Annotated in this window: 26 protein-coding genes; 12 read left to right on the top strand and 14 right to left on the bottom strand. The window is 59.4% G+C overall.

The features are described from left to right. Positions 1-141: 141 nt before the first annotated feature. Together ACP7EE_RS22880 and cysZ are read right to left on the bottom strand one after the other, a co-directional pair. Positions 142-1,341, bottom strand: coding sequence for a glycosyltransferase family 4 protein (locus ACP7EE_RS22880; protein ID WP_426236929.1), 1,200 nt, complete (start codon positions 1,339-1,341; stop codon positions 142-144). A 40-nt stretch (positions 1,342-1,381) separates the two neighbouring features. Beyond that, entirely contained in the window at positions 1,382-2,134 is a 753-nt protein-coding gene (gene cysZ, locus ACP7EE_RS22885; protein WP_426236931.1) for a sulfate transporter CysZ, read from the bottom strand. A 311-nt stretch (positions 2,135-2,445) separates the two neighbouring features. On the opposite strand from cysZ, the gene trxB reads away from it, so the two are divergent. Then, the gene (gene trxB / locus ACP7EE_RS22890) at positions 2,446-3,408 is read left to right on the top strand and encodes a thioredoxin-disulfide reductase (RefSeq protein WP_426202500.1); all 963 of its coding nucleotides are present in this window, start codon (positions 2,446-2,448) and stop codon (positions 3,406-3,408) included. A gap of 62 nt (positions 3,409-3,470) precedes the next feature. Here the strand turns inward: trxB and ACP7EE_RS22895 are convergent, their stop codons facing one another. The 6 genes from ACP7EE_RS22895 to ACP7EE_RS22920 form a co-directional block, all read right to left on the bottom strand. Continuing rightward, positions 3,471-3,809, bottom strand: coding sequence for a HopJ type III effector protein (locus ACP7EE_RS22895; protein ID WP_426236933.1), 339 nt, complete (start codon positions 3,807-3,809; stop codon positions 3,471-3,473). Further along, positions 3,806-4,099 carry a DUF1244 domain-containing protein gene (locus ACP7EE_RS22900; RefSeq protein ID WP_426236935.1) on the bottom strand — a complete coding sequence of 98 codons (294 nt, stop codon included), beginning with the start codon at positions 4,097-4,099 and terminating at the stop codon, positions 3,806-3,808. The genes ACP7EE_RS22895 and ACP7EE_RS22900 overlap by 4 nt, the downstream gene beginning before the upstream one ends. A 68-nt stretch (positions 4,100-4,167) precedes the next feature. Further along, entirely contained in the window at positions 4,168-4,539 is a 372-nt protein-coding gene (gene folX / locus ACP7EE_RS22905; RefSeq protein WP_016771653.1) for a dihydroneopterin triphosphate 2'-epimerase, read from the bottom strand. Further along, positions 4,540-5,100 carry a GTP cyclohydrolase I FolE gene (gene folE, locus ACP7EE_RS22910; protein ID WP_426236937.1) on the bottom strand — a complete coding sequence of 187 codons (561 nt, stop codon included), beginning with the start codon at positions 5,098-5,100 and terminating at the stop codon, positions 4,540-4,542. Positions 5,101-5,122: 22 nt separating this feature from the next. Next, entirely contained in the window at positions 5,123-5,833 is a 711-nt protein-coding gene (gene folM, locus ACP7EE_RS22915; RefSeq protein ID WP_426236939.1) for a dihydromonapterin reductase, read from the bottom strand. 72 nt (positions 5,834-5,905) lie between these two features. Next, positions 5,906-6,475: an antibiotic biosynthesis monooxygenase gene (locus ACP7EE_RS22920; protein WP_420647661.1), complete on the bottom strand. Its 570-nt coding sequence runs from the start codon at positions 6,473-6,475 to the stop codon at positions 5,906-5,908. A 212-nt stretch (positions 6,476-6,687) separates the two neighbouring features. Between ACP7EE_RS22920 and ACP7EE_RS22925 the strand changes: the two genes are divergently transcribed. Further along, positions 6,688-7,647 (top strand): MerR family transcriptional regulator, encoded by a 960-nt coding sequence (locus tag ACP7EE_RS22925; protein ID WP_426236941.1) that lies wholly within the window; start codon positions 6,688-6,690, stop codon positions 7,645-7,647. A 3-nt stretch (positions 7,648-7,650) separates the two neighbouring features. Here ACP7EE_RS22925 and ACP7EE_RS22930 read toward each other — a convergent pair whose 3' ends face one another. After that, positions 7,651-8,256, bottom strand: a complete 606-nt coding sequence (locus ACP7EE_RS22930) for a hypothetical protein (RefSeq protein ID WP_426202490.1) — start codon at positions 8,254-8,256, stop codon at positions 7,651-7,653. A 54-nt stretch (positions 8,257-8,310) separates the two neighbouring features. Then, the gene (locus ACP7EE_RS22935) at positions 8,311-8,787 is read right to left on the bottom strand and encodes a PAS domain-containing protein (protein ID WP_420647814.1); all 477 of its coding nucleotides are present in this window, start codon (positions 8,785-8,787) and stop codon (positions 8,311-8,313) included. Between the two features lie 153 nt (positions 8,788-8,940). Between ACP7EE_RS22935 and ACP7EE_RS22940 the strand changes: the two genes are divergently transcribed. From ACP7EE_RS22940 to ACP7EE_RS22955, 4 genes are all read left to right on the top strand, one after another. Then, positions 8,941-9,396, top strand: a complete 456-nt coding sequence (locus tag ACP7EE_RS22940; RefSeq protein WP_426236943.1) for a flavodoxin — start codon at positions 8,941-8,943, stop codon at positions 9,394-9,396. A 165-nt stretch (positions 9,397-9,561) separates the two neighbouring features. Next, positions 9,562-10,344 (top strand): class II aldolase/adducin family protein, encoded by a 783-nt coding sequence (locus ACP7EE_RS22945; protein WP_426202483.1) that lies wholly within the window; start codon positions 9,562-9,564, stop codon positions 10,342-10,344. Beyond that, a complete protein-coding gene (locus ACP7EE_RS22950) occupies positions 10,344-11,246 on the top strand; it encodes an alpha/beta fold hydrolase (protein WP_426236945.1) in 903 nt (300 codons plus the stop codon). Before ACP7EE_RS22945 ends, ACP7EE_RS22950 begins: the two co-directional genes overlap by 1 nt. Before the next feature lie 120 nt (positions 11,247-11,366). Next, entirely contained in the window at positions 11,367-12,278 is a 912-nt protein-coding gene (locus ACP7EE_RS22955; protein ID WP_426236947.1) for an SDR family oxidoreductase, read from the top strand. Positions 12,279-12,322: 44 nt separating this feature from the next. Here the strand turns inward: ACP7EE_RS22955 and ACP7EE_RS22960 are convergent, their stop codons facing one another. The 3 genes from ACP7EE_RS22960 to ACP7EE_RS22970 form a co-directional block, all read right to left on the bottom strand. Then, entirely contained in the window at positions 12,323-12,583 is a 261-nt protein-coding gene (locus tag ACP7EE_RS22960) for a hypothetical protein (protein WP_420647667.1), read from the bottom strand. Beyond that, on the bottom strand, positions 12,580-14,196 hold the full coding sequence (locus ACP7EE_RS22965) for an S-type pyocin domain-containing protein (protein WP_426236949.1): 1,617 nt from the start codon (positions 14,194-14,196) through the stop codon (positions 12,580-12,582). Before ACP7EE_RS22965 ends, ACP7EE_RS22960 begins: the two co-directional genes overlap by 4 nt. Before the next feature lie 190 nt (positions 14,197-14,386). After that, on the bottom strand, positions 14,387-14,722 hold the full coding sequence (locus ACP7EE_RS22970; protein WP_426236951.1) for a hypothetical protein: 336 nt from the start codon (positions 14,720-14,722) through the stop codon (positions 14,387-14,389). Positions 14,723-15,326: 604 nt separating this feature from the next. On the opposite strand from ACP7EE_RS22970, the gene ACP7EE_RS22975 reads away from it, so the two are divergent. The 3 genes from ACP7EE_RS22975 (at position 15,327) to ACP7EE_RS22985 (ending at position 21,206) form a co-directional block, all read left to right on the top strand. Further along, the gene (locus ACP7EE_RS22975; protein ID WP_426236953.1) at positions 15,327-17,120 is read left to right on the top strand and encodes a DUF1302 domain-containing protein; all 1,794 of its coding nucleotides are present in this window, start codon (positions 15,327-15,329) and stop codon (positions 17,118-17,120) included. A gap of 23 nt (positions 17,121-17,143) precedes the next feature. Then, positions 17,144-18,511, top strand: coding sequence for a DUF1329 domain-containing protein (locus tag ACP7EE_RS22980; protein ID WP_426236955.1), 1,368 nt, complete (start codon positions 17,144-17,146; stop codon positions 18,509-18,511). A gap of 139 nt (positions 18,512-18,650) precedes the next feature. Next, positions 18,651-21,206, top strand: a complete 2,556-nt coding sequence (locus ACP7EE_RS22985) for a LuxR C-terminal-related transcriptional regulator (RefSeq protein ID WP_426236957.1) — start codon at positions 18,651-18,653, stop codon at positions 21,204-21,206. 14 nt (positions 21,207-21,220) lie between these two features. Here the strand turns inward: ACP7EE_RS22985 and ACP7EE_RS22990 are convergent, their stop codons facing one another. Then, a complete protein-coding gene (locus tag ACP7EE_RS22990) occupies positions 21,221-22,018 on the bottom strand; it encodes an IclR family transcriptional regulator (protein WP_420647673.1) in 798 nt (265 codons plus the stop codon). A gap of 163 nt (positions 22,019-22,181) precedes the next feature. Here ACP7EE_RS22990 and hmgA point away from each other — a divergent pair, with 163 nt between their 5' ends. From hmgA to maiA, 3 genes are read left to right on the top strand one after another with little or no spacing between them, the layout of a single operon-like run. After that, entirely contained in the window at positions 22,182-23,474 is a 1,293-nt protein-coding gene (hmgA, locus tag ACP7EE_RS22995) for a homogentisate 1,2-dioxygenase (RefSeq protein WP_426236959.1), read from the top strand. 3 nt (positions 23,475-23,477) lie between these two features. Continuing rightward, positions 23,478-24,782: a fumarylacetoacetase gene (gene fahA / locus ACP7EE_RS23000; RefSeq protein ID WP_426236961.1), complete on the top strand. Its 1,305-nt coding sequence runs from the start codon at positions 23,478-23,480 to the stop codon at positions 24,780-24,782. Between the two features lie 12 nt (positions 24,783-24,794). Further along, positions 24,795-25,430: a maleylacetoacetate isomerase gene (gene maiA, locus ACP7EE_RS23005; protein ID WP_420647676.1), complete on the top strand. Its 636-nt coding sequence runs from the start codon at positions 24,795-24,797 to the stop codon at positions 25,428-25,430. The last annotated feature ends 37 nt before the right edge of the window (positions 25,431-25,467 follow it).

Genomic DNA, 25,467 nt, shown 5'->3' on the forward strand with positions numbered 1-25,467 from the left:
GCCATGTGTGAGACGTTGGAGCAACACACCCCAGAGGAGCTGGCGGCTTTTGCTAAAGAAGCCATCGGCTGGATGGCCAGCCGAAGAACTTAGATGTGTAGATACCAATGCAGCGATGACGGCATTCGAGTCAGTCAACATTCAGGGCAATGTTGGAGCATTTGGAACAACCAATTCCCCCTCGTACGCCCCACGCAAATGGCTTTCAAACTGTTCGATGATCGCCGCCCACCCCTGACGACTCGCATGCTGGCGCGCATTCAGGCGCACGCAGCGCAACGTTTCGTACTTCTCCAGTAACCAGGCTGCGGCATCGCAGAACGCGTCTTCATCTCCGGGCATCGCCAGCACGCCGCTGTATCCATGACGGATATGCTGCGCCGCCGCGGCCTGATCGTAAGCCACCACGCCCAACCCTGACGCCAGTGCTTCGAGTACCACGTTGCCGAAGGTTTCAGTCAGGCTCGGAAACAGAAACACATCCCCCGACGCATAGTGCGCCGCCAGTGCTTCGCCACGCTGCGAGCCGCAGAAAATCGCCTCGGGCAATTCCTTTTCCAGCGCTGCACGTTGCGGCCCGTCACCGACCACGATCAGTTTCAGATTGCGCTGTGGATAAGTGCTGCGCAGCTTTTCGAAACTGCGTTTGAGCAGACCCAGATTCTTCTCCGGCGCCAGGCGTCCTACGTGAATCACCGCAATGTCTCGCTCGCTCAGTCCCCACTGCTCGCGCAACGCGTCCAGACGTTTGGCCGGATGAAACAACTGGCTGTCGACACCTCGGGACAACAAGGCCAAGCGCTCGAAGTGCCGCCGCTCCAGTTCCAGCCGTTGACTGACGCTTGGCACCAGCGTCAGCGCCGAACGATTGTGAAACCAGCGCAGATAATGCGTGAGCAAACGCGTCAGCAAGCCAAGTCCGTACTGACTGGTGTATTGCTGAAAATTCGTATGAAAACCACTGACCACGGCAATCCCCAAACGCCGCGCCGCGCGCAACGCCGACAACCCGAGCGGGCCTTCGGTGGCGATATACAGCACATCCGGGCGCTGACGTTTCCAGCGTCGCAGCAACTTGTGCATCGACGACTGACCCCATTGCAACCCCGGATAACCCGGCAACGGCCAGCCGCGACAGAGCAGCAACGACTCGTCCTCGCTGCGCAGCGGATCGTCGCCCTGACGCGGGCGCACCAGTTCGACCCGATGCCCGCGCGCGCGCAATCCGTCGCACAAGCGGCCAAGGGTATTGGCCACGCCGTTGATTTCCGGAGGGAAGGTTTCGCTGATCAGGGTGATATTTAGAGCTGTCGTCATGACCTCAGTGTCGACTGAGGCCATGTCGTGCTTGTGACGGTCAGATGATGGATTTGTGACCGGATCAGCGTTGGGTGACGAGATTTTCAGCGCCGCGCTCGCGCACCCAGAACAGCGTTGCACCTGCGACGGCAGCCGGCATCATCAAAATGTTGACCACCGGGATCAGCAGCACCAGATACACAATCCCGCCGAAACTCATGCTCTGCCAGCGCTTCTCGCGCAGCCAGGCGAGCATTTCGTTCCAGCCGAGCTTGTGGTTGTCCGCCGGGTAGTCGATGTACTGGATCGCCATCATCCACACGCCGAACAGCAGCCACAGCGGTGCGGCGACGATGTTCACCACCGGGATGAACGAGAGGATGAACAGGCCGAGCGCCCGTGGCAGGAAATAGCCGAGTTTGCGCATTTCCCGGGACAGGGTACGCGGGACCATGGCGATCAGTTCGCCCCAGCTGAAAGCCGGGAAGTCATCGGTGCCGCGCACCACCACTTCGACTTTTTCCGCGAGGAAACCGTTGAACGGCGCCGCGATCACGTTGGCGAGCATGGTGAAGGTGAAGAACACCATCAAACCCACCAGCACCACGAACAGCGGCCACAGGATGTAGCTGAGAAAACTCAGCCATTCGGGCAGCGACGGCATCAGCGTGTCGACCCACAGGCTGAACTGGTGGCCGGCGAGATAGATCAATCCGACGAACAGCACCAGGTTGATCGCCAGCGGCAGCAGAACGAACAGGCGCAGGCCGGGACTGAGAACCAGTTTGAGGCCTTCGCGCAGGTATTGCGGGCCGGACAGAACAGGGGCGGGCATAAGGTGCTCCGAGCAAGGGAAAACGCGCCGACCTTACCGACTTTGCCGGGGTGGCGAAAGCGCGGCAGCTGGATCGACATTCACTGTAACAAAGACGTCCATCTCGTCAGTGTGTCGGCATAGAGACCACCTATGAGCTGGATTGTTAAACCGTATTTCCTTAATCTTGCCCCCCTCGATACGCTGCACCCAACTTTTTACAGGACTGTCGAGCTCATGCCTTCCCCAAGGTTATCCACAGTCCTTTTTTATTCCGCCGGCAATCCGGCGTCCGCGCCTGATGTCTTGGCCGGTCAACAGGAGACAGGTTCATGTCTGAAGTCCGTCATTCGCGAGTGATCATCCTCGGTTCCGGCCCTGCCGGTTACAGTGCTGCTGTGTACGCCGCGCGTGCCAACCTCAAGCCGCTGCTGATCACCGGCATGCAGGCCGGCGGCCAACTGACCACCACCACCGAAGTCGACAACTGGCCGGGCGACGTCCACGGTCTGACCGGCCCGGTGCTGATGGAGCGCATGCGTGAACACGCCGAGCGTTTTGAAACCGAGATCGTTTTCGATCACATCAACGCGGTGGACTTCGCTTCCAAGCCTTACAGCCTGACCGGCGACAGCGCCACCTACACCTGCGACGCGCTGATCATCGCCACCGGCGCCAGCGCTCGTTACCTGGGCCTGCCGTCGGAAGAAGCGTTCATGGGCAAAGGCGTTTCGGCCTGCGCCACCTGCGACGGTTTCTTCTACCGCAACAAGCCAGTTGCCGTGGTCGGCGGCGGTAACACCGCGGTTGAAGAAGCGCTGTATCTGGCCAACATCGCCAGCAAAGTCACGCTGATCCACCGTCGCGAGACGTTCCGTGCCGAGAAGATTCTGATCGACAAGCTCAACGCCCGCGTGGCCGAAGGCAAGATCGAGCTGAAACTCAACGCGACCCTCGACGAAGTCTTGGGCGACAACATGGGCGTGACCGGTGCGCGTCTGAAGAACAACGATGGCAGCTTCGACGAAATCACCGTTGACGGCGTGTTCATCGCCATCGGCCACACCCCGAACACTTCGTTGTTCGAAGGTCAGCTGGAGTTGAAGGACGGCTATCTGGTGGTACAGGGCGGGCGTGAAGGCAACGCCACCGCGACCAACGTTGAAGGCATCTTCGCTGCCGGCGACGTGGCCGACCACGTTTACCGTCAGGCCATCACCTCGGCCGGCGCCGGCTGCATGGCGGCACTCGACACCGAGCGCTACCTCGACGGTCTGCAGAACGCTTCGTTCTAAGATCGCAGGCATAAAAAAACCGGCTTCGGCCGGTTTTTTTGCGTCCGCGAGTCGCTGAAGAATCAGCGACGAGTCAGCGGCTGTGCTTCGAACGTCACACCGGCCAGACCATGCTTGATCAACGCACGGATGTTGCCGTGATCACTGCCCTCAGGTGTCGCAACGACCGAGCGGTAATGCTCGCCGAAAGCCAACAGCGCTTCTGCATCACTCAAGCCTTCGAGCAGCGCCAGACCTAGCGTCTTGCACGAACCTTCGTTCTGCCCGGCCGCGTTTTCCACGCCACCATTGTTGAACGCCTGAGGCTGATAGTCGTAGCCGGCAGCAATAAAAGCCAAAGTGTCGGCAAAGGCGTGCTCGCCACTGTTCAGGCTGGCGCGCAAGGTGTTGAGGTCAGTCATTCGGGTTTTCCTTTGGCGAACGCCGCTTGTTGTTCGGCGCTGGCTTCTTGCTGATATTGGGCTTTCCAGTCGGCGTAGGGCATGCCGTAAACCACTTCGCGGGCGTCGTCGAGGCTGACCTCGATCTGGCGCTCGTCGGCGGCGGCCTTGTACCACTTCGACAGGCAGTTGCGGCAGAACCCGGAGAGGTTCATCAGGTCGATGTTCTGCACATCCTTGCGGCTGTCCAGATGGGCGACCAGTCGGCGGAATGCGGCGGCTTCGAGTTCGAGGCGTTGTTGCTCGGTCATGTTGGGCTCTGTGCAATCAAATCGTGGCGCGGATGATAAAAGTCTGGCGGGCGATGCGCCAGTCACGCTCAGCGGCTGGCGGCCAGGGTAATCGACACCGACTCGGCAAAGCGCAACGCATGCGGTTTGTCGACTTCAACTTCGGCGTACAACACCGACGCATTGGTCATCACCAGATCCAGCAACTCTTGGGTCAGGCGTTCAAGCAGCGCAAAACGGTTGCCTTCCACATGAGCAATGATCGCCTTGGTGATCGTGCGGTAGTTCAGCGCGTGGTCGATGTCGTTGTCGCGCACGGCTTCTTGGGCTGCATACAGGATGGTCAGGTTGATCAGCACATCCTGCTTGTTGAGGATTTCGTCCTCGTTGATTCCGATAAAGGTGCGCAGGCGCAGATCCTTGACCCGAATGCGCGCCATTCCCGGTTGTAGTTGTGGCATTTACTTGCTCCGTCCAATCAATTGCAGGAACTCCTGACGGGTGTTGCTCGACTCGCGAAAAGCGCCAAGCATGACCGAGGTGTTCATGGTCGAATTCTGTTTTTCGACACCGCGCATCATCATGCACATGTGTCTGGCCTCGATGACTACCGCGACGCCAGCGGCATCGGTGACATGCTGCACCGCGTCGGCGATTTGCCGGGTGAGGTTTTCCTGAATCTGCAGGCGGCGGGCGAACATGTCCACCAATCGCGCAATCTTCGACAGGCCTAACACCTTACCGGTTGGAATATAAGCCACATGCGCCTTGCCAATGAAGGGCAGCAGGTGATGTTCGCACAACGAATACAGTTCGATGTCGGCGACGATGATCATCTCGTCGGAGTCGGAGGCAAACAGCGCTCCGTTGACGATTTGCTCCACGCTCTGTTCATAACCGTGACAAAGGTACTGCATGGCCTTGGCCGCGCGCTCGGGCGTGTCGAGCAAGCCCTCGCGCTCGGGGTCTTCACCGAGGTCGATGAGGATTTCGCGGTAATTCTCGGGCAGGGAACGGGTCATTGAGCATCCTCGCGGGGCCGTATTATTTAACGTGCCGTCCGCCGTTGACGGTCAGGGTCGTACCCGTCACATAAGGGTTGTCGAGCAGATAGCGCAGGCTCTGATAGATCACTTCGCTGCCGGGCTCGATGCCCAGCGCGGACTTGGCCAGCGCCTTGGCGCGATACGCCGCGTCGTCGTTGGGATTGAACAATAGCAGGGCGGGCGCGATGCCGTTGACCTTGATGGCTGGCGCATAACGCGCGGCGAAGGACAGGGTCAGGCTGTCGAGCCCGGCCTTGCTTGCGCAATAACCGATGTGTTTGCTGCTGCCCTTGCGGGTCACGTCGTCGCTGATGTGGATGATGTCGGCGGGGTTCGAACGCTTGAGCAGATCGGCGCAGTGCAGGTTGATCAGATACGGCGCGAGCATGTGAATGTTGTACATGCGCGTGAAAGCTTCGGCTTCGCTGCCCTCGGTCTCCGCCAGCCATTCCGAGGCGTTGTGCACGACGCCTCGGAGGGTGTCGGTGTGGGTTTTCAGTGTTTCGATAAACGCCAGAATCCCGCTTTCACTGGAGAAGTCCGCGTGCAGGCCGATGGCGCCGAGATCGCGCAGAGTCTGTACGCCCGGTCGTTCAGTGCGGTACGTGAAAATGACCTGATGACCGTCTTCGAGCAAGCGCTGCGCACAATGCAGGCCGACGCGCTGGCCGGCACCGGTGATCAGAATGGGGGCTGCGGGAGTAGTCATGAACGGCTCGCGTCTCTGCATGAGCAAAAACTATAACAGCGACGCGAGCGGTAAGCCTATCGCCGGGCGGCTTCAGCGGTTTAGCGTGGATGGCTCAACGGGCAGTCGGCGCACCGGCGTGCTGTTCAGCCAACTGGCGAGCATCCGGGTCGACAACGGAATAAACAGGTAAACCATCAACGGCGTCAGACACAGCGTACTGATGAATACCCGTGGCAGCAGGCTCATATCCGCGAGCAACGGGCCGAGCACAAAGTTGAACAGTAACGACACCGGAAAGAACGCCAGCCAGATCGCCACGGCCTGTTTCCAGCGCGGTGGCCGCGTGCCCGCAGCACCAAACCAGCCCTCGATGCCGCTGACCCGATGTTCCTTGGGATGCTCGAACAGTTCGCTGCCACGCGCCAGCCACGCAGTACGCGACACCGAGTGCTCCCAGGCATGCAGGGTCGGTTCGTCGGCGAAGCGGAAAATGATCTGGAATTCGTTATCGCCGGGCGGCGGAGCCAGCACGCCGGAGCCGAGATAACCGGGGAAATCAGTGGCCAGCTGTTCGCCTTCGCGCAACCAGCTCATCAGATCCAGATAGCGACCGTCGGCGACACGGCGCGCAACCATCAACGTGACGGGGGAACTAGACATTGTGTATCTCCGTATTACAAGTGCGTCACTCCGGGTAGGAGTTTCGCCAGACGCAGCACCGGGATAGAGGGCTGCGTTTTTCGACAAGCAAGGATTATTCCTGATTTTCGTGATTAGACCAGCGACTTTCGTCGCATTTAACGGCTTGAACCGTCACCGGACATCAGGGTTAGAATGGGATCCAAATTCGCCAACAAGGACGTGCACGCAAGATGGCTGTCATTACCGAGGATAATCCTGCTGCGCTGGCATCCGGCACGTTCGAAAGCACAGACCTGTTTCCCATCCGCGAAGTAGCCCGCCTGACCGGCGTCAATCCGGTGACATTGCGCGCCTGGGAGCGTCGCTACGGTTTGCTTCAACCAACGCGCACTGAAAGTGGGCATCGGCTGTATTCAATGACCGATATCGAGCGTGTGCGCAGCATCGTTGACTGGATCGACCGCGGCGTCGCAGTCAGCAAGGTCGGCAAGATTCTCGCCAAGACCGAGCCATTGAAGGTACTGGCGCACATCATCCCCGACGATCTGGTGCAGTCCGATTACCGGCAATGGCAGGAGCAGGTTCAGCGCGCAGTGAGGTCTTTCGACGACCAGGCGCTGGATCAGGTCTACGGTCAGATCTTCTCTTCTTATTCGCTGCCTGTGGTGTTCCAGGACATCCTGATGCCGCTGTGGCTGCAATTGCTGCAAAGTCAGGACTCGTTCGGACAGACCAGCGAGTGGCTGTTTTACGACGGGTTTCTGCGGGCGCGAGTGTTGCAGCGAATCGTCACGCTGCGTGGCAACCAGCCGCGCAGAGTGATCGTCAGCGCCTTGGCCGGCCAGTGTCGGGAGCTTGAACTGCTGGTCGCCGCGTTGTTTCTGAGCGGCAATGATGCGGGGGTTCGCGTGTTGACCACCGGCCAGCCGTTCGATGAACTCACCCTGGTTTGCGACAAGGTCAAACCCCAGGCGCTGGTGCTGTTTTCCAATCACGCGCCGACCGCGGAGCTGCCCCGACGGCTAAATCGTCTGGCCATGAGCCTGGATTGTCAGTTGCTGCTGGCAGGTGATGCGGCAGATCTGGCGCAGGAAAGCCTGGCGGGATCATCGATTGGATGTCTGGGCAATGAAGGCGCAAGCATGCGTCAGCGCATGACGCAATTTCTCGCCGGTACGCTGGATACTTGAATCTCAGGTGTGCAGGGCAGGGTGGGTCAGACGGTGTTGTTGCAGGATGAACTGGCGCAGGCGCTCGATCTCATCGGTGTCGGTCTGGCTCAGGTCATAGGCGTAAAAGCCGTTCTCGGTTTCACGTTCGAAAGTCCCGCGCAGGGAAATACGCTCATAACCTGAAGGGCTGAACCACAGGGCAAAATGCTTCGCCGCTTTGGTCTTGTTGCGGACTTCCACCAGTACGCCTTTATGCGAAACCTCGTGCACCCACAACGTGCCGGGCTGGCCCTTGGCATTTTCCAGGGCCACCGGCTCGTCCAGCACCAGCCGCCAAGGTCGCACCATCGGGCCGTCTTCGAAAATGCTCGGTACACCCAGGCGCAAATGCAGTGCATGGAATTCGTCTTCCACCAAGTGCAGCGGGAAGGTCATCTGTTGGTTTTCGAAGCTGGCCTGGATGGTGACTTGCTCATGGGCCGCGAGGCGGGTGAGCAAATCACGAATCTGCGATCCGCCGTTAACCAGCAGGCTCGACGTCGCATCCCGCACGTTCAGTTGCGGGTTGTGTTGCATGGTCTGGATGAAATCCAGCTCATCCTGGGTCAGGAGTGCGTCGCGCTGCATGGCCAACTCGAAAGAAATAGTTACAAAGTCATTGGTGATTGTAGTTAATGACAATTAGTTCGCAGTTTTGTTTGCGCCGTTCGTCGTTTTCAGTGCCGCCAGTTCCGTCTGGAGCGCGGCGACCTGAGCTTCGAGCTGCGCAACGCGCTGCTGAGCCTTGACCTGAACGGTGACATCTTTCTGCACGCCGACGAAATAGGTATTGCCGTCGTCCGCGTTTTTTACCATCGAAAGCGACAACTCGTTCCAGAAGGGTGTTCCGTCCTTGCGGTAGTTGCGCAAAATCTCGCGGCAGGCGCCGCCGTTTTTCAGGACTTCGCGCAAGACTTTCAGCCCTGGCTGATCTCGATCACCGGCCTGCAGAAACCGGCAGTCCTGATAGAGGATTTCCTCACTGCTGTAGCCGGTGAGGCGCTCGAAGGCCGGGTTCACATAGATCAGAATGGTGTCCTGGTCGCCTTCCTTCTCGGCCACTACGATTCCGTCGTTCGACGCGTCCACCACCATTTGCAGCAAAGTCGCATTAATCATCATTGAATCCATTCAAGGGTATCGACGGCTGGCATTCTAGAAGATCAACCGGCGCTGTCTACTGGCCATTAGCGCTGATTGAGAGCCAATCGCAGCGTTGCACTCGCGACTGTTACTATCGGCGCTCTTTTTTTCAGTTTCAGGATCAGATTGATGAAAGTCGCCATCCTCTCCGGTTCGGTCTACGGCACGGCCGAAGAAGTCGCTCGCCATGCCCAAAACCTGTTGCAAGCCGCCGGTTTTGAAACCTTCTACAACTCGCGCGCCAGCCTTGCCGATTTGCAGGCGTTTGGCCCGCAAGCGGTCCTCGCCGTGACCTCGACAACTGGCATGGGCGAACTGCCCGATAACCTGCAACCGCTGTACTCGACCATCCGCGATCAATTGCCCGCTGCATGGCGCGGTCTGCCCGGCGCAGTCATTGGCCTCGGCGACGCCAGCTACGGCGACACCTTTTGCGGTGGCGGTGAGCAGATACGTGAACTGTTCGCCGAGCTGGGTGTGCACGAAGTGCTGGACATGCTGCGCCTCGACGCCAGCGAAAGCGTGACCCCGGAAATCGATGCCGAGCCATGGCTGGAACAGTTGATCGAAGCGCTCAAAGCCTGAGCCGTGCGGCTTTATTGGCGTCGACGCGTTGACATGGATCCAGGCTGTTTGCGTAGCTGACTCGTTCAGTCATCAAGCTGGCTGCCAATGCAACTACGCGAACGCTGGCACCTGACTAGACTGCTGACACATGCAAAAAACAATAAGAACGCAGAGGTGCATACAGTGAGCGTAGCCCCCGTCCAGTCGTCAATTAATGTCAAAGACCAAGTCAGCGCCGCCGAGTGGCAGACCCGTGTGGATCTGGCTGCCTGTTATCGTCTGGTCGCGCAGCACGGCTGGGACGATCTGATCTTCACCCATATTTCCGCGAAGGTACCCGGCACCGAAGATTTCCTGATCAACCCGTTCGGGCTGATGTTCCATGAGATCACCGCGTCGAGCCTGGTCAAGGTCGATCAGGCCGGCAACAAGCTTATGGATAGCCCTTACGAAATCAACCCCGCCGGTTACACCATTCACAGTGCCGTGCATGAAGTGCGTCACGACGTGGTATGCGTGTTGCACACCCACACAGCATCTGGCGTCGCAGTATCGGCGCAGAAGCAGGGCGTGTTACCGATCAGCCAGCAATCGTTGTTCGTCCTCTCGAGCCTTGGCTATCACGCCTACGAAGGCGTGGCGCTGAATCACGAAGAAAAAGCTCGCCTGCAGGCCGACCTCGGCGAGAGCAATTTCCTGATGCTGCACAACCACGGTCTGCTGACCTGTGGCGGCACCATCGCTGACACGTTTCTGATGATGTTCACCTTCCAGCGCGCCTGCGACATTCAGGTCATGGCGCAGACCGGCGGCGCTGAACTGATCGCCATCGAACCGCAGATTCTGGCCGGCGCCAAAGCGATGATCGCCGGCGTGACCAAGAGTGCTCAAGGCATGGGGGGCGCGCTGGCCTGGCCGGCGTTGCTGCGCAAACTCGATCAACAAGACGCGGGTTATAAACTCTAATGCCTCTCGCCGAGATCCCTCTGAGCGCCTGGCGCAAGCGCGGCCAGACGTTTGTCTTCGGCGGTCAGTCGATCCGTTACTGGAGCGCCGGGCAGGGTGAGCCGCTGCTGCTGATCCATGGTTTTCCGACCGCCAGTTGGGATTGGCATTATCTGTGGCAGCCGTTGGCGCAGCGCTATCGGGTCATCGCCTGCGACATGCTCGGTTTCGGCGACTCGGCCAAACCGCTGAACCACGCCTATAGCCTGCTCGAACAGGCGGACCTGCAACAGGCATTGCTCGCGCATTTGCAGGTCGAAGAGTCGGTGCACATTCTGGCTCACGACTATGGCGACAGCGTCGCCCAGGAACTGCTCGCCCGGCATTACGAAGGACTGATCGAAGTCGCCAGTTGTGTGTTCCTCAACGGCGGCTTGTTCCCGGAAACCCACCGGCCATTGTTGGCGCAAAAACTGTTGCTTAGCCCGTTGGGCTGGATGATCGGCCGGGCCTTTACTCGCGATGCGCTGGTGAAAAGTTTCCGCCAGATATTCGGCCCGAACACTCGGCCGAGTGAAAGCGAAATGGATGATTTCTGGAGCCTGGTCGAGAGCAATCGCGGGCCGCGGATCATGCACAAGCTGATCGGCTATATTCCCGAACGCCGGGTGCAGCGTGATCGCTGGGTCGCGGCGATGCAGCGGGGCGACGTGCCGTTGCGCGTGATTGATGGCGAAGTCGATCCGATCTCCGGTGTGCACATGGTCGAGCGCTATCGCCAGCTGATTGCCGATGCAGATATCGTGTTGTTGCCGGGCATCGGTCACTATCCGCAAACCGAGGCCCCGGTGCAGGTGCTCAGGCATTATCTGGAATTTCGTGATCAACTGATATTGCCGCCGCGCCGAGTGGCTTGCTCCTGACTGATCATCATCCCTGCGCCTTATCGCGCACCATTCAGCCTCTGCCGTATTCGTTGTGACCCGAAGCATCGTGCCTGACACTCCGGAGCACTGTCCCTCAGGCCTGCTGGAGTTGCCCCGATGAATGAGTCTGTACGTTTCGAAGATAAAGTCGTGATCGTCACCGGAGCTGGCGGCGGTCTGGGCCGGGCCCACGCATTGTTGTTCGCGAAACAGGGCGCCAAAGTGCTGGTCAATGACCTCGGTGGTTCGACCCAGGGCGAGGGCGCCAATGCTTCGGCTGCCGATCGGGTCGTTGCAGAGATTCGCGAAGCTGGCGGCATCGCTGAAGCCAACCACGACTCGGTCACCGACGGCGACAAACTCGTACAGAACGCGCTGGATGTGTTCGGCCGTGTCGATGTGGTGGTCAACAACGCCGGAATCTTGCGCGACAAGAGCTTCCACAAGATGGACGACGCGGACTGGGATCTGGTCTATCGCGTTCACGTCCAAGGCGCCTACAAAGTTACCCGCGCCGCGTGGCCGCACATGCGCGAGCAAAATTATGGCCGGGTGATCTTCACGGCTTCCACTTCAGGCATCTACGGCAACTTCGGCCAGTCAAACTACGGCATGGCCAAGCTGGGTCTGTACGGCTTGACCCGTACGCTGGCCATCGAAGGTCGCAAGAACAACATTCTGGTCAACGCCATCGCCCCAACCGGCGGCACACGCATGACCGAAGGCCTGATCCCGCCGCAAGTCTTCGAGCAACTGAAACCGGAACTGGTCAGCCCGCTGGTGGTGTATCTGGCCAGTGAACAGTGCCAAGAGACTTCTGGGTTATTTGAAGTCGGCGGCGGCTGGATGGGCAAAGTGCGCTGGGAGCGCAGCCTCGGCGCCGGATTCGATCCGCGCGCAGGTTTCAGCCCGGAAGATGTCGCCGCGCACTGGCAGCAGATTTGCGATTTCGAAGGCGCTGCGCATCCGAAAGACAACATTGAAGCGCTGAAGGAAATGATGGCGAATTTGCAGAAGTATTCGTTGTAGGGGCGCACGGCCACCAAACGCGGGTTTGGTGGCCGATTGGCCGATCAGGAATATTTGTTTTCGAGCATGAACGATGGAGGCGTCCAGTTCGGTCCTTTAACCGCCAGACCACTCTCACCGATAGCCAGCACGCGTGCGGCGAATAGTCGAGAGTAAGCGTTTTCCAATGTACCGTAGCCTTTGAGCAAGTCCGGGTTATAGCGTCTGATCATCATGTCCAGGAGCGGATTGGGCTTGGTCAATGCGAACACAGCAACGATGTCATCCAGAGATTCGTTTTTGACAATCTGTTCAACCGCGCTCATTTCCACATCTCCTTCAACAGTTGCTGATAATCGCGTTCGTCCTGTTCTGCTTCGGCGGCCAGTGCTTCCGGTGTGTAAAGCAGCGAAGCATCATCCGCCAGTTGAAAGTCTTCCAATGTTGCTGTGTGCACGTTGTTCCACACTGGTGAGTCCGGATCAGGTCGCTCGGTATCTCCGTACCCCAAGGCTCTGAATCTTTCGAACTCCCTCAGCTCATGAGTGTAGAAGCGCTTATCTGTATCCGTCGCTTCAAGCTCGCCACGAACAATTCTTTCAAGGCGATCGATCATTACTTTATTGGCGGCTGATGCCGAGAACTTGGAAATATGCAGTTTCACGATATTTTCCCCTTCTGATGTAGCCATAGCTGTAGTCCAATTCAGGTTTAGAGTCGGGCCACCCGTTTCATTCGGGTTGAATGGTCGGCCGCTGTGTTCGCCGTTTTCACTCCCTCCTTCATACGTACCGCTAAACACCACATAAAGCGGCTCAATCCCCGAGTCATCGGGGAACACAATGATGAATCGTTCCCAACCCTCGACCAGAATCGGATGCAGATCCAGTCGCCCTTCAACCGGAACTATCGGTGCGCCGGAGTACGGCGGCGACTCGGTTTCAACCATTGGCGACTCAGTAGAGCTATCACCCGGTGAGATGGTGGGTGTCCAGGTGAGAAAATCCGTGGGCGAATCCGGCAGTGCTATCTCGTAAACATCATTCAGCAAGTCATACGCTGCATTGAGAACAAGCACACTCGAGCGAACATGGAAGTCGTCGGCCGATATAACGAACACTTCCGTGCCAGCACCTTGCGGTCGCACGCCCAAGCCTACGGGCATCTCCAGTGTGCCTTGTCGGTCTGCTATTTCGCGCAATGTCTGCGAAGACTCCGATGACAGCTCGGAAAATGGAACGCTCATGGCAAACCGCTCGCCGTTGCCCAGACGGGACGGCATCAGCAGCGCCGCGAAACCAATCAGTACCGGGCCGCCGAACAGTGCGGCGCCCGTCGCTTTCACCGTCAGTAAACCGGCTCGCAGTGCATTGAGAATTGCGGATGATGTCGCCGGGGGAAGACGAATGGCTGTCGAAGCAAAGGAGAAATGCGGACTGGTGGAAGCCGCTACTCCTGACGCCGGGTAAACACGTTGCATCTCCGGCGAACGGCCCTCCCGCTCTCGTATCGCCTCAATGCGCTGTTCCATGTCTGCTTGAAGACGAGCCTGCTCGGCGGCCAACTCCCGTGCGGCTGTTTCAGCTATGGCTTGTGCTTCAGCCAAGGCGATCTTCAATGCCGTAATCCGCGCTCTTTCCTGAACTTCAGCTTCAGCATTGATTCGGGCAACTTCGGCAGCCAGGCGAGCCTGTTCAGCATCCCGGTGTTGTTTTTCTGCGAGCGCGGCCAGCCTTGCCTGTTCCCGCGCCCGGACTTGTTCCTGCTCGCGGCGTATTGCCTCGGCAAGTTCTCGCTGACGTTGTTGTTCGGCTGCGATCCGCGCACGTTCTGCGGCCAAGCGCTGGGCTTCTTGCGCAGCGGCAGCCGCTTGCGCCTGATCATTGGCCAGCACGGCGGACAGCCAGTTCTGCACGTTGATTTGTTGTTGATTGAGCAACTGGACAGTCTGGTTTAGAAGCCTCGCTTCATGAGCTGCCCTATAGGACTGACTCCATAGCTCTCGCACGGCCGGACCTGCGTGGTTCATTCGCCGGATAGCCGAGGCCTGGTTCAGAAAATCATTGAAGTTTTTACCCAGCGGATCGCTTCCGAAAAAACGGTTGGCAACGGCGGTCTGCTCGTGAAGTTCAGCGGATTTGCGTTGAATAAGCGTATTTCGGACATCCAGTTCGCGGACTATTGCTGCCGCTGGCGGTAGAGGGTTCGTTGCCCCCTGTCAGCCGTGCGGCTGCGAGTTCATTCTCAATGGATTGCGGTAACAAATTGGACTTTGCGTTGAACTCTTGTTCCAGGGCGACTTGAGTTTCGTACATTAATTCGCGGGTTTTATGGTTGGCGCCTGCCGGCCCAAACATGCCGCTATAGGAATAGCCCTGATTACTTTCCTGGAAGGGGTCGTAATGATCTGGAGCGGGTGCATTAATGCGTGTTTCATCAAGTAACAAGGGGGGAGGTCTCTGCATATTCATGTCCTTTTGAATTGCGTGGTAACTCGCTGAAACGCTAGCACGGGCGATAGTGACGTCCGTGTCGCCAGCGCATGTTTGAGGTTTTCAAGTTACATCAAAATTGCTGTTACAAAATCTGAGAAACCCGTAAGTAACACGGTGTTGTTTTGACAGGTTTTTCGCAGGCTGAAAGCAAAACAGAGAGAATTCTTCTGCGTAACAGGAAAGGTCCGACGTCTTTCTCGGAAAGAGTTCATAGATCGTGGGAATGACTTTTTAAACAGCCATAAAAAAGGCCGCTGCAAACGCAGCGGCCAAATAAGACGTTGGATCAAGGAGCTACAAATCAACGTCAGTGAACACCGGGTGAGAATAAGCGTATGAGTCTGAAGGAAAAACCCCAAATGCGGACATGCACTGTTACGGGGCATGTAACAGTGGGCTCATCATCCGCCGCACTGATCATGGTTCATCCAGCGGATTCATGGACGGCGCAAAGCCCCGTTTCGAGCGGGTATTCATCCTTTCGAGCGACAATACGAATACCTCCTTGGTGCGCTTATCGTCCCCGGCGCGGGGCAGTAGGGTGAGGCCTTCTGTCACTCACCGGGGAAGACGCATGACAAAAACAACAATGCGCGCCATCTTCACACCGCAGGCGCTGGCCGCCGCGGTGGCTTTGGGTTGCTGTGCCCAGGCGCACGCGGTCGCTTTCAACATCGGCGAAATCGAAGGCACGTTCGACTCGTCGCTGTCGGTTGGCGCGAGTTGGGGCATGCGCGATGCCGACAAGTCGCTGGTGGGCACGGTCAATGGCGGTACCGGGCAATCCTCGACCGGTGATGACGGGCGCCTGAACTTCAAGAAGGGCGAAACCTTTTCCAAGATCTTCAAAGGCATCCACGACCTAGAACTGAAGTACGGCGACACCGGTGTGTTCGTGCGTGGCAAGTACTGGTACGACTTCGAACTCAAGGATGAAGACCGCGAGTTCAAGCAGATCAGCGACCAGGGCCGCAAGGAAGGCGCCAAATCCTCCGGCGCGCAGATTCTCGATGCATTCGTCTATCACAATTATTCGATCGCCGACCTGCCCGGCACCGTGCGCGCGGGCAAGCAGGTGGTGAGCTGGGGCGAAAGTACTTTCATCGGCAACTCGATCAACAGCATTAACCCGATCGACGTCTCGGCGTTCCGCCGGCCCGGTGCCGAAATCAAGGAAGGCCTGATTCCGGTGAACATGCTGTTCGCCTCCCAAGGCCTGACCGATCAACTCACCGTCGAAGGTTTCTACCAACTGGAATGGGATCAGACCGTTCTCGACAACTGCGGGACGTTCTTCGGCGGCGATGTAGCGGCGGACGGCTGCAATAGCGGTTACACCGTTGGTAACCCTGCGATTGCGCCGCTGGTGCCGTTGACCACGGCCTTCGGTCAAGGCATTCAGGTGACTCGCGAAGGCGTAGTGATCCCGCGTGGTGGCGACCGCGATGCGCGGGATTCCGGGCAGTGGGGCACGGCGTTGCGCTGGCTCGGCGATGACACCGAATATGGCCTGTACTTCATGAACTACCACAGCCGCACGCCGACTGTCGGCACGACGACCGCCGGGCTGTCGACACTGGCAGCGTTGCCGGCGATGGTCGGGATAACCAACGGCCTGGCGCCCGGCAGCGGCTCGGGCCTGGCACAAAGCGTGATGCTCGGACGCGGCCAGTACTACCTAGAATACCCGGAAGACATTCGTCTCTACGGCGCCAGTTTCTCCACCACATTGCCCACCGGCACCGCATGGACCGGCGAGATCAGCTACCGCCCCAACGCGCCCGTGCAGCTCAGCACCAACGACCTGACCCTGTCGCTGCTCAACCCGATTGCCGGCGGCGCTGCCTCGCCAATCGCCACCACCCCGGGGGCGGACAACAAGGGCTACCGGCGCAAGGAAGTCACGCAGATCCAGAGCACCCTCACGCACTTCTTTGATCAGGTACTCGGCGCTCAGCGTCTGACGCTGGTCGGCGAGGCAGCGGTGGTGCGGGTCGGTGGTCTGGAGTCGCGCGACAAGCTGCGTTACGGCCGCGACTCGGTCTACGGCCAATACGGTTTCGGCGGTGACAGGGACGGTTTCGTCACCTCGACTTCATGGGGCTATCGCGGCCGCGCCATTCTCGATTACGCCAACGTGATCGGCGGAATCAACCTCAAGCCCAACCTGTCCTGGTCGCATGACGTCGCCGGTTATGGCCCCAACGGTTTGTTCAACGAAGGCGCCAAGGCAATCAGCGTCGGGGTCGATGCCGATTACCGCAACACCTACACCGCGAGCCTCAGCTACACCGACTTTTTCGGTGGCGATTACAACGTCCTCGAAGATCGTGACTTCGTGGCCCTGAGCTTCGGCGTGAACTTCTGATCTGCCCGAGAAGGATGAAAGCAATGCGCAAATTGATTCTGCAATGCGGCGTGCTGGCCCTGAGTTTGCTGGCCGCCAATGTGATGGCGGCGGTGTCGCCGGATGAAGCCAACAAACTTGGCACCAGCCTCACTCCGCTCGGCGCCGAGAAGGCCGGCAACGCCGACGGTTCGATTCCGGCGTGGACCGGCGGCATCGCGAAAAACGCCGCAGCGGTGGACAGTAAAGGCTTCCTCGGCGACCCGTTCGCCAGCGAAAAACCGTTGTTCACCATCACCGCCGCCAACGTCGACAAATACAAAAACAAGCTGTCCGAAGGTCAGGTGGCGATGTTCAAGCGCTATCCGGAGACCTACAAGATTCCGGTTTACACCACCCATCGAACCGTGGCCGCGCCGGCGGAAATCTACGAATCGGCCAAGCGCAGTGCGCTCAATGTCACGACGATCAACGACGGCAACGGCCTGGCCAATTTCACTGGCAATCGCTACTACGCTTTTCCGATTCCGAAGAACGGCGTCGAGGTGTTGTGGAACCACATCACCCGTTACCACGGCGGCAACGTCAAACGCATCATCACGCAAGTCACCCCGCAGACCAATGGCAGCTACACGCCGATCCGCTTCGAAGAAGAGATCGCCGTGCCGCAACTGATGAAGGATATCGATGCGGAAAAAGCCGCCAACGTGCTGACCTTTTTCAAGCAGTCGGTAACCGCGCCGGCGCGGCTGGCGGGCAACGTGCTGCTGGTGCATGAAACCCTCGATCAGGTGAAAGAACCGCGCCTGGCGTGGATCTACAACGCCGGCCAGCGCCGGGTGCGTCGCGCGCCGCAAGTGGCCTATGACGGACCGGGCACCGCCGCAGACGGCCTGCGCACTTCGGACAACTTCGACATGTTCTCCGGTGCGCCTGATCGCTACGACTGGAAGTTGATCGGCAAGAAGGAAATGTACATTCCCTACAACAGCTACAAGCTCGATTCGCCGAAGCTCAAGTACGACGACATCGTCAAGGCCGGGCACATCAATCAGGATCTGACTCGTTATGAACTGCACCGGGTCTGGGAAGTAGTCGGTACGGTCAAACCGAACGAGCGGCATATCTACGCCAAGCGTCACATGTACATCGATGAAGACAGTTGGCAGGTGGCGCTGGCCGACCATTACGACGGTCGCGGGCAACTCTGGCGCGTCGCAGAAGGTCATGCCCAGTATTACTACGATCAGCAGGCGCAGGCCTACACCCTCGAAGCGCTCTACGACATCATTGCCGGTCGCTACATCGCGCTGGGTATGAAAAACGAAGAGAAGCACAGCTACGAATTCGGTTTCGAAGCCAAGTCTGCGGACTACACCCCGTCGGCCCTGCGCGCCGAAGGCGTTCGGTAAGTTTTGCGATACATACGCAAGGCAGAAGGCGACCGCTCGGTCGCCTTTTTTATGGGCGTCAATCAGCGCGCTGAATACTCGTCAACAAGCGTCCGGCAGAGGACTAGGGTTAGCGCACAACGATAAAAAGGCGCACCCGATGACCGCCATGCAGCCCACTGTGGATCGCCGAGGATTTTTCCCCAGGCTTTCTCCCCATCATTTGCTGCGTCCGCGTTTGAGTGCTGCACTGCTTGAATCGTCGGCGCGGGTCAGGCTGATTTGCGCCCCGCCCGGCAGCGGCAAAACCGCATTGCTGACCGAGTGCCTGTTGCAGGCGCCCCCGGATTGCACGGTGCACTGGATGCCTCTGGCTGGTGCGACAATCAGCGCCAGTGAATTCTCTCGGCAGTTGGCATCTGCGCTGGGTCTGCCCGAGACGGATGAAGCTGGACTGATCGCATCACTGGCGCGCTGGGCGGTGCCAACCTGGTTGTTCATCGATGATTTTTGTCGCCTGCCAGATGCGCCAGTGGATGCCTTGCTGGATCGCTTGCTGGCGGTCAGTAGTCCGGCACTGACCTGGTGGCTAGGCTCGCGTCGGCGCCCGCAATGCAATTGGCCGCGGTTGCTACTCGACGATGAGTTGTACGAGTGCGAAGGCGCGGCGCTGGCGCTTACCCGAAGCGAGATCATCCAGGTGCTGCAGCATTTGCCGGCAGAGCAGGCCGACAGCGTGGCGGCGCGGATCATGCAGCGCACGGATGGCTGGTGTGCGGGGGTGCGCATGGCCCTGCTGCAAAAGTGCGACTGGTCGCAAAAAAGCCTGCCGCAACAGCGCGTGGATACGTTGCTCGATTATCTGCATCACGAATTGTTCAGCTCGCTTACGCCAGAACTGGCGGAGGCCTGGCGGGTGCTGGCGCACTTGCCGCGTTTCAATGCCGGGCTATGCGATCACCTGTTCGGCGCCTCGGAGGGCGCGCAATTGCTGCGTACGTTGCAAGCACTTGGCTGTTTCATCGAACCGTGGCGAGACTCGACCGAGTGGCTGGAGATTTTCCCGCCGCTCTCGCGCTTGATGCGCGACGAGCAGTGGCCAACAGGACGTTCCTGGCATCGCCGGGCGTGTCAGTGGTTTTCTGCTGAGCAGGACTGGAAATCGGCATTCGAACAGGCGCTGCTGGCCGATGAGTACGAAATGGCGATCAGTCTGTTGCAGCATTTCAGTTTTGAGCAGTTGTTCGAGGAACACACCGTCGTGCTCCTGCTGCGACTGCATGAACAACAGGGCGAAGCGCTGATGCTTGGCTCGCCGCAACTGATCGGCCTGGTGACCGCCGCACTGTTGTTTGCCGGACGATTTGAGCAGGCCGGCATCTGGATCGAGCATTTTGCGCGGTTCCTGCCGCAGCCATCGGCCACCCTTCAACAGCAGTTGATTGCCCGCTGGCAGACCCAGCAGGGCTGGTTATTGCATTTGCAGGGCCGCATGCAGTCGGCCGGTGAGCATTTTCTGCAAGCCCTGGCGGTACTCGCCGCGGATGCCTGGCCGGCGCGGTTGTTGTGTCTGTCGGGACAGACCCAGCAGGCGTTGCTTCGCGGTGAGTTGGAACAGGCGCTGGCAATCAATCGCGAAGCCTTGTGCCTGGCTCGCGCCCAGGGCTCCTTGCTGTTCGAGGGCTTGCTGGAACTCGATCATGCGCAATTGCTCGAACAGCGCGGAACACCCGGGCGGGCCGAAGCGTTGTTGGCGAACATCCACGAGCTGCTGTGCCAGCAGGCCGATCCACCGACGCCGTTGCTCGGCCGTATCGCCCTGCGACGCGGACGTCTGGCGTTGACGATGGGCCAGCAGGAACGCGCGGCTGAATTTTTTCAGTCCGGGCTCGACGACTGTCTGCGCAGCCACGATAAGCGCGTGCTGTACGGCTACCTCGGACAGGCGCAACTCGCCGCCAACCGCAGCGATTTTGCCTTGGCTTTCGTGCGGTTGCGCGATGCCGAACGACTGATGCAGCAACGCCAGATTCCGGACACGGTCTACCGGGGCGTGCTGTTACAGGTCAGCAGTCATTTCTGGTTGCAACAAGGTCGCGCCGGGCTGGCGTGCGAAGCATTGCGACGGGTGCTCAAGCATTATCAGAAGCCCGACGCTCGACAGGCGCCTCCGGCGACACTGGATTTGATTGCCCGACTCGAGTATTTGCTGATTCTCGGCAGCGTTCGCGGCGAAATGTCTGCGAATGAAGGCCTGAGAATGCTTCATTCGCTGATGGAAAAAGCGCAGGCCAGCGGCATGCAGGCGCTGGCCACCGAACTGCAACTGGCCTGCGCCGAAGTGCTCTGGCTCGATGGCCGCAAACAGCAGGCGCTGGAGACCCTGAATGAGGGCTGTCGTCGCGCCGAACGTGTGCAGGCGCCGCAACTCTTGCACGAGTTGGGCCTGCGCCAGCCGCAGCTGATGGAGGCGGCGAGGCAATCGCCGGGTGTAGAGGATGTTATCGCAACGCCTCAGGTGCATTCGCTCAGTCAACGCGAACTGCAAGTGCTGCGGCTGATCGCCGGCGGCAACTCCAATCAGCAGATTGCCGATACCTTGTTCATCTCGTTGCATACCGTGAAGACCCATGCCCGACGCATTCACGGCAAGCTGGGGGTCGAGCGTCGCACACAAGCTGTGGCGAGAGCCAAGTCGCTCGGCCTGTGTGGATGATCAACCGCTGGCGATCAGTTCTGCTCCTCGCTTGCAGGTTGATAACCCATCCGCCAGCTCACGGCCTGCGTCGCAGCCAATAACCGCTGCGCCGCCGGGCCGTTTTCGTCGGCATGAAACAGCGAAGTCGGGCCAACGATGGTCAACACCGCAGCCACCTGACCGACCGCGTTGAACACTGGCGCCGACAAGGCATCCACCCCCGGCATCAGCAAACCGTGCACATGATGCAGACCGCGTTCGCGGATCTGTTCGCACAAGTTTATGTAGACCTGTTCGTCGGCCAGCGGATGCGCGCCCACGGCGACTTCCCGTTCACGTAGTTCATCGGTTTCCCGATGCGGCAGAAAAGCGCTGAACACCAGACCGGTCGATGAACTGAGCAGCGGCAGCACCGACCCCAGTTGCGTAACGACAGTGACCGCGCGCACCGCCGGTTCGATGTGCACCACGGTCGCACCTTGATTGCCCCACACCGCGAGGAAGCAGGTCTCGTTGAGTTCGTCGCGCAATTCGGACAGGGGCAGGGCGGCGACTTTCAGCACGTCCATACTGTTGAGTGCGGCCAGGCCCACGCGCAAAGCTTCACGACCCAGACCGTAATGGTTGGTAGCGGCGTTCTGTTCGGCGAAACCGCTGGCGATCAACGCCTGTAGATAGCGATGCACTTTGCTCGCGGGCATCTGCACGTGTTCGGCCAGACGCGACAGCGAAGTCGAGGGCGACAACTCGGCTAAAGCCTTGAGGATGTCGGTGCCGACTTCGGCCGAGCGCACTTTCTGTTTGCCGTTGCTGTCGCTGGTTTTTTCCATGGTGCTGCCGTGTCCCGGAACGAATGGGCGTCTTTATAGCTTGACGCTGGATAGCGAGCAAATTACGTTATGCGTAATCGAATTACGATAAAAATAACCCCGGCGTGCCAAGACCTCTGTTCCAGAGCGTTCGGCCATGCCGACTCCCTGTTCAGGAGGCTCCATGAACTCCGATTCAACGGCTTATCAGTCCGGCTTCGGCAACGAATTCAGCTCTGAAGCGCTGCCCGGCGCACTGCCGGTCGGCCAGAACTCTCCGCAAAAAGCCCCGTACGGTCTGTACACCGAACTGTTCTCCGGCACCGCGTTCACCATGCCCCGCAGCGAATCGCGGCGCACCTGGATGTACCGGATTCAGCCATCGGCCAATCACCCGGCATTCGTCAAACTGGAGCGGCAACTGGCCGGCGGGCCGTTGGGTGAAGTGACCCCCAATCGCCTGCGCTGGAATCCGCTGGAGATCCCGGCAGAGCCGACCGATTTCATCGACGGACTGGTCAGCATGGTCGCCAATTCCGGCGCCGATAAGCCGTCCGGGATCAGCATCTACAACTACTGCGCCAACCGTTCGATGGAGCGGGTGTTCTTCAACGCCGACGGCGAAATGCTGCTGGTGCCGCAAATGGGGCGGCTGCGCATTGCCACTGAACTTGGTGTGCTGGAAGTCGAACCGCTGGAAATCGCCGTGCTGCCGCGCGGGCTGAAATTCCGCGTCGAACTGCTGGATGCGCAAGCCCGCGGTTACATTGCCGAAAACCACGGCGCGCCGCTGCGCCTGCCGGATCTGGGGCCGATCGGCAGCAATGGTCTGGCCAACCCGCGTGACTTTCTGACCCCGGTGGCTGCATACGAAAACCTGCAACAGCCGACGACGCTGGTGCAGAAATTCCTCGGCCAGTTGTGGGGCACCGAACTTAATCACTCGCCGTTGAACGTGGTCGCCTGGCACGGTAATAACGTGCCGTACAAATATGATCTGCGCCGCTTCAACACCATCGGTACGGTGAGCTTCGATCACCCGGATCCGTCGATTTTCACCGTGCTGACTTCGCCGACCAGCGTGCACGGTCTGGCCAACCTCGATTTCGTGATCTTCCCGCCGCGCTGGATGGTGGCCGAGAACACCTTCCGTCCACCTTGGTTCCACCGCAACCTTATGAACGAATTCATGGGCCTGATCCAGGGCGAGTACGACGCCAAGGCCGAAGGTTTTGTACCCGGCGGCGCTTCGCTGCACAGCTGCATGAGCGCCCACGGCCCGGACGGCGAGACCTGCACCAAAGCGATCAACGCCGAGCTGAAACCAGCCAAGATCGATAACACCATGGCCTTCATGTTCGAGACCAGCCAAGTGCTACGCCCGAGCCGTTTTGCCCTCGACTGCCCACAACTGCAATCCAGTTACGACGCCTGCTGGGCAACGTTGCCCGCCACGTTCGACCCGACCCGGAGATAACCCATGACTCAGAATTCCATCACCCGCAGCTGGGTTGCTTCGGCCAACGATCACGCCGATTTCCCTTTGCAGAACCTGCCGCTGGGCGTGTTCAGCATTGATGGCGGCGAGCCGCGCAGCGGTGTGGCCATCGGCGACCAGGTGTTCGATCTGCAAGTTGCACTTGAGGCCGGTTTGTTCGACGGTGCTGCGCGCACTGCAGTCGAAGCCACCCGTGGCGGCCAGTTGAATGCATTCTTCGATCTCGGTCGCGAAGCGCGTGTTGCTCTGCGCGAGCGTCTGCTGGAACTGTTCAGCGAAGGCAGCATCCATCGCGGCACCATCGAAGCGCAAGGCGCAAAACTGCTGCCGCTGGCAGCTGATTGCCAGATGCATTTGCCCGCGCGCATCAGCGATTACACCGACTTCTACGTCGGTATCGAACATGCGCAGAACGTCGGCAAACTGTTCCGCCCGGATAACCCGCTGCTGCCGAACTACAAACACGTACCGATCGGGTATCACGGTCGCGCGTCCACCGTTCGACCGTCCGGCACCGATGTGCGTCGCCCGAAAGGCCAGACCCTGCCGGCCGGTGCTAGCGAGCCGGTTTTCGGCCCGTGTGCGCGGCTGGACTATGAGCTGGAGCTGGGGATCTGGATCGGTCAGGGCAACGAGATGGGCGATTCGATTGCCATCGGTGATGCGGCCGAACACATCGCCGGTTTCTGTCTGCTTAACGACTGGTCGGCGCGCGACATTCAGGCTTGGGAATATCAGCCGCTGGGTCCGTTCTTGTCCAAGAGCTTCATCACCAGCGTCTCGCCGTGGGTGGTGACTGCCGAAGCGCTGGAGCCATTCCGCGCGGCACAACCGGCGCGTCCGGAAGGTGATCCGCAGCCGCTACCGTACTTGTTCGACAAACGCGATCAGGATGGCGGCGCGTTCGACATCGAACTGGAAGTGCTGCTGCTCACCGAAACCATGCGTGAACAGAATCTGCCGGCGCATCGCCTGACCCTGAGCAACACCCGCTACATGTACTGGACTGTCGCGCAAATGGTCGCGCATCACAGCGTTAACGGTTGCCAGTTGCAAGCCGGTGATCTGTTTGGTTCGGGCACTTTGTCCGGGCCGCAAAACGGTCAGTTCGGCAGCCTGCTGGAAATCACCGAGGGCGGTAAAAAGCCGATCGAACTGGCTTCCGGCGAAGTGCGTAAATTCCTTGAAGACGGCGACGAAATCATCCTGCGCGCGCGTTGCGCCCGTGACGGATTTGCCTCCATCGGCTTCGGCGAGTGCCGCGGCAAAGTGCTCGCGGCGCGGTAAGGGGAGCGGGTCATGGATCTCTACACTTACTACCGATCGACCTCGTCGTACCGGGTGCGCATCGCGTTGGCGCTGAAGGGCCTGGATTACCAGGCGCTGCCGGTCAATCTGATCGCGCCAACCGGTGGCGAACATCGGCAACCGGCGTATCTGGCGATCAATCCGCAGGGCCGGGTGCCGGCGCTGCGCACGGAAGAGGGCGCGTTGCTGATTCAGTCGCCGGCAATCATCGAATACCTGGAAGAACGTTATCCACAGGTGCCGCTGCTGCCGGTCGATCTCGTCGCACGCGCGCAGGTGCGCGGTGTGGCGGCGGTGATCGGTTGCGATGTGCATCCGCTGCACAACGTCAGCGTGCTCAATCGCCTGCGTCAGTCGGGGCATGACGAACCGCAGGTGGTGGAGTGGATCGGGCACTGGATCAGTCAAGGCTTGGCGACGGTCGAGCAGTTGATCGGTGATAGCGGTTTCTGTTTCGGCGAGTGGCCGTGCGTGGCGGATGTGTATCTGATTCCGCAGTTGTATGCGGCGGAGCGTTTCAATATTTCGCTCGAAGCTTATCCACGGATTCGTCGGGTTGCTGCGCTGGCCGCGGAACATCCGGCGTTCATCACGGCCCACCCGGCGAATCAGCCAGATACACCTTAACGCCACACCGCAAAATCTGTGGGAATCCAATTTCCCA

Origin of the sequence: Pseudomonas sp. TWP3-2 (assembly GCF_049897765.1) — a bacterium.
Taxonomy (GTDB): Bacteria; Pseudomonadota; Gammaproteobacteria; order Pseudomonadales; family Pseudomonadaceae; genus Aquipseudomonas.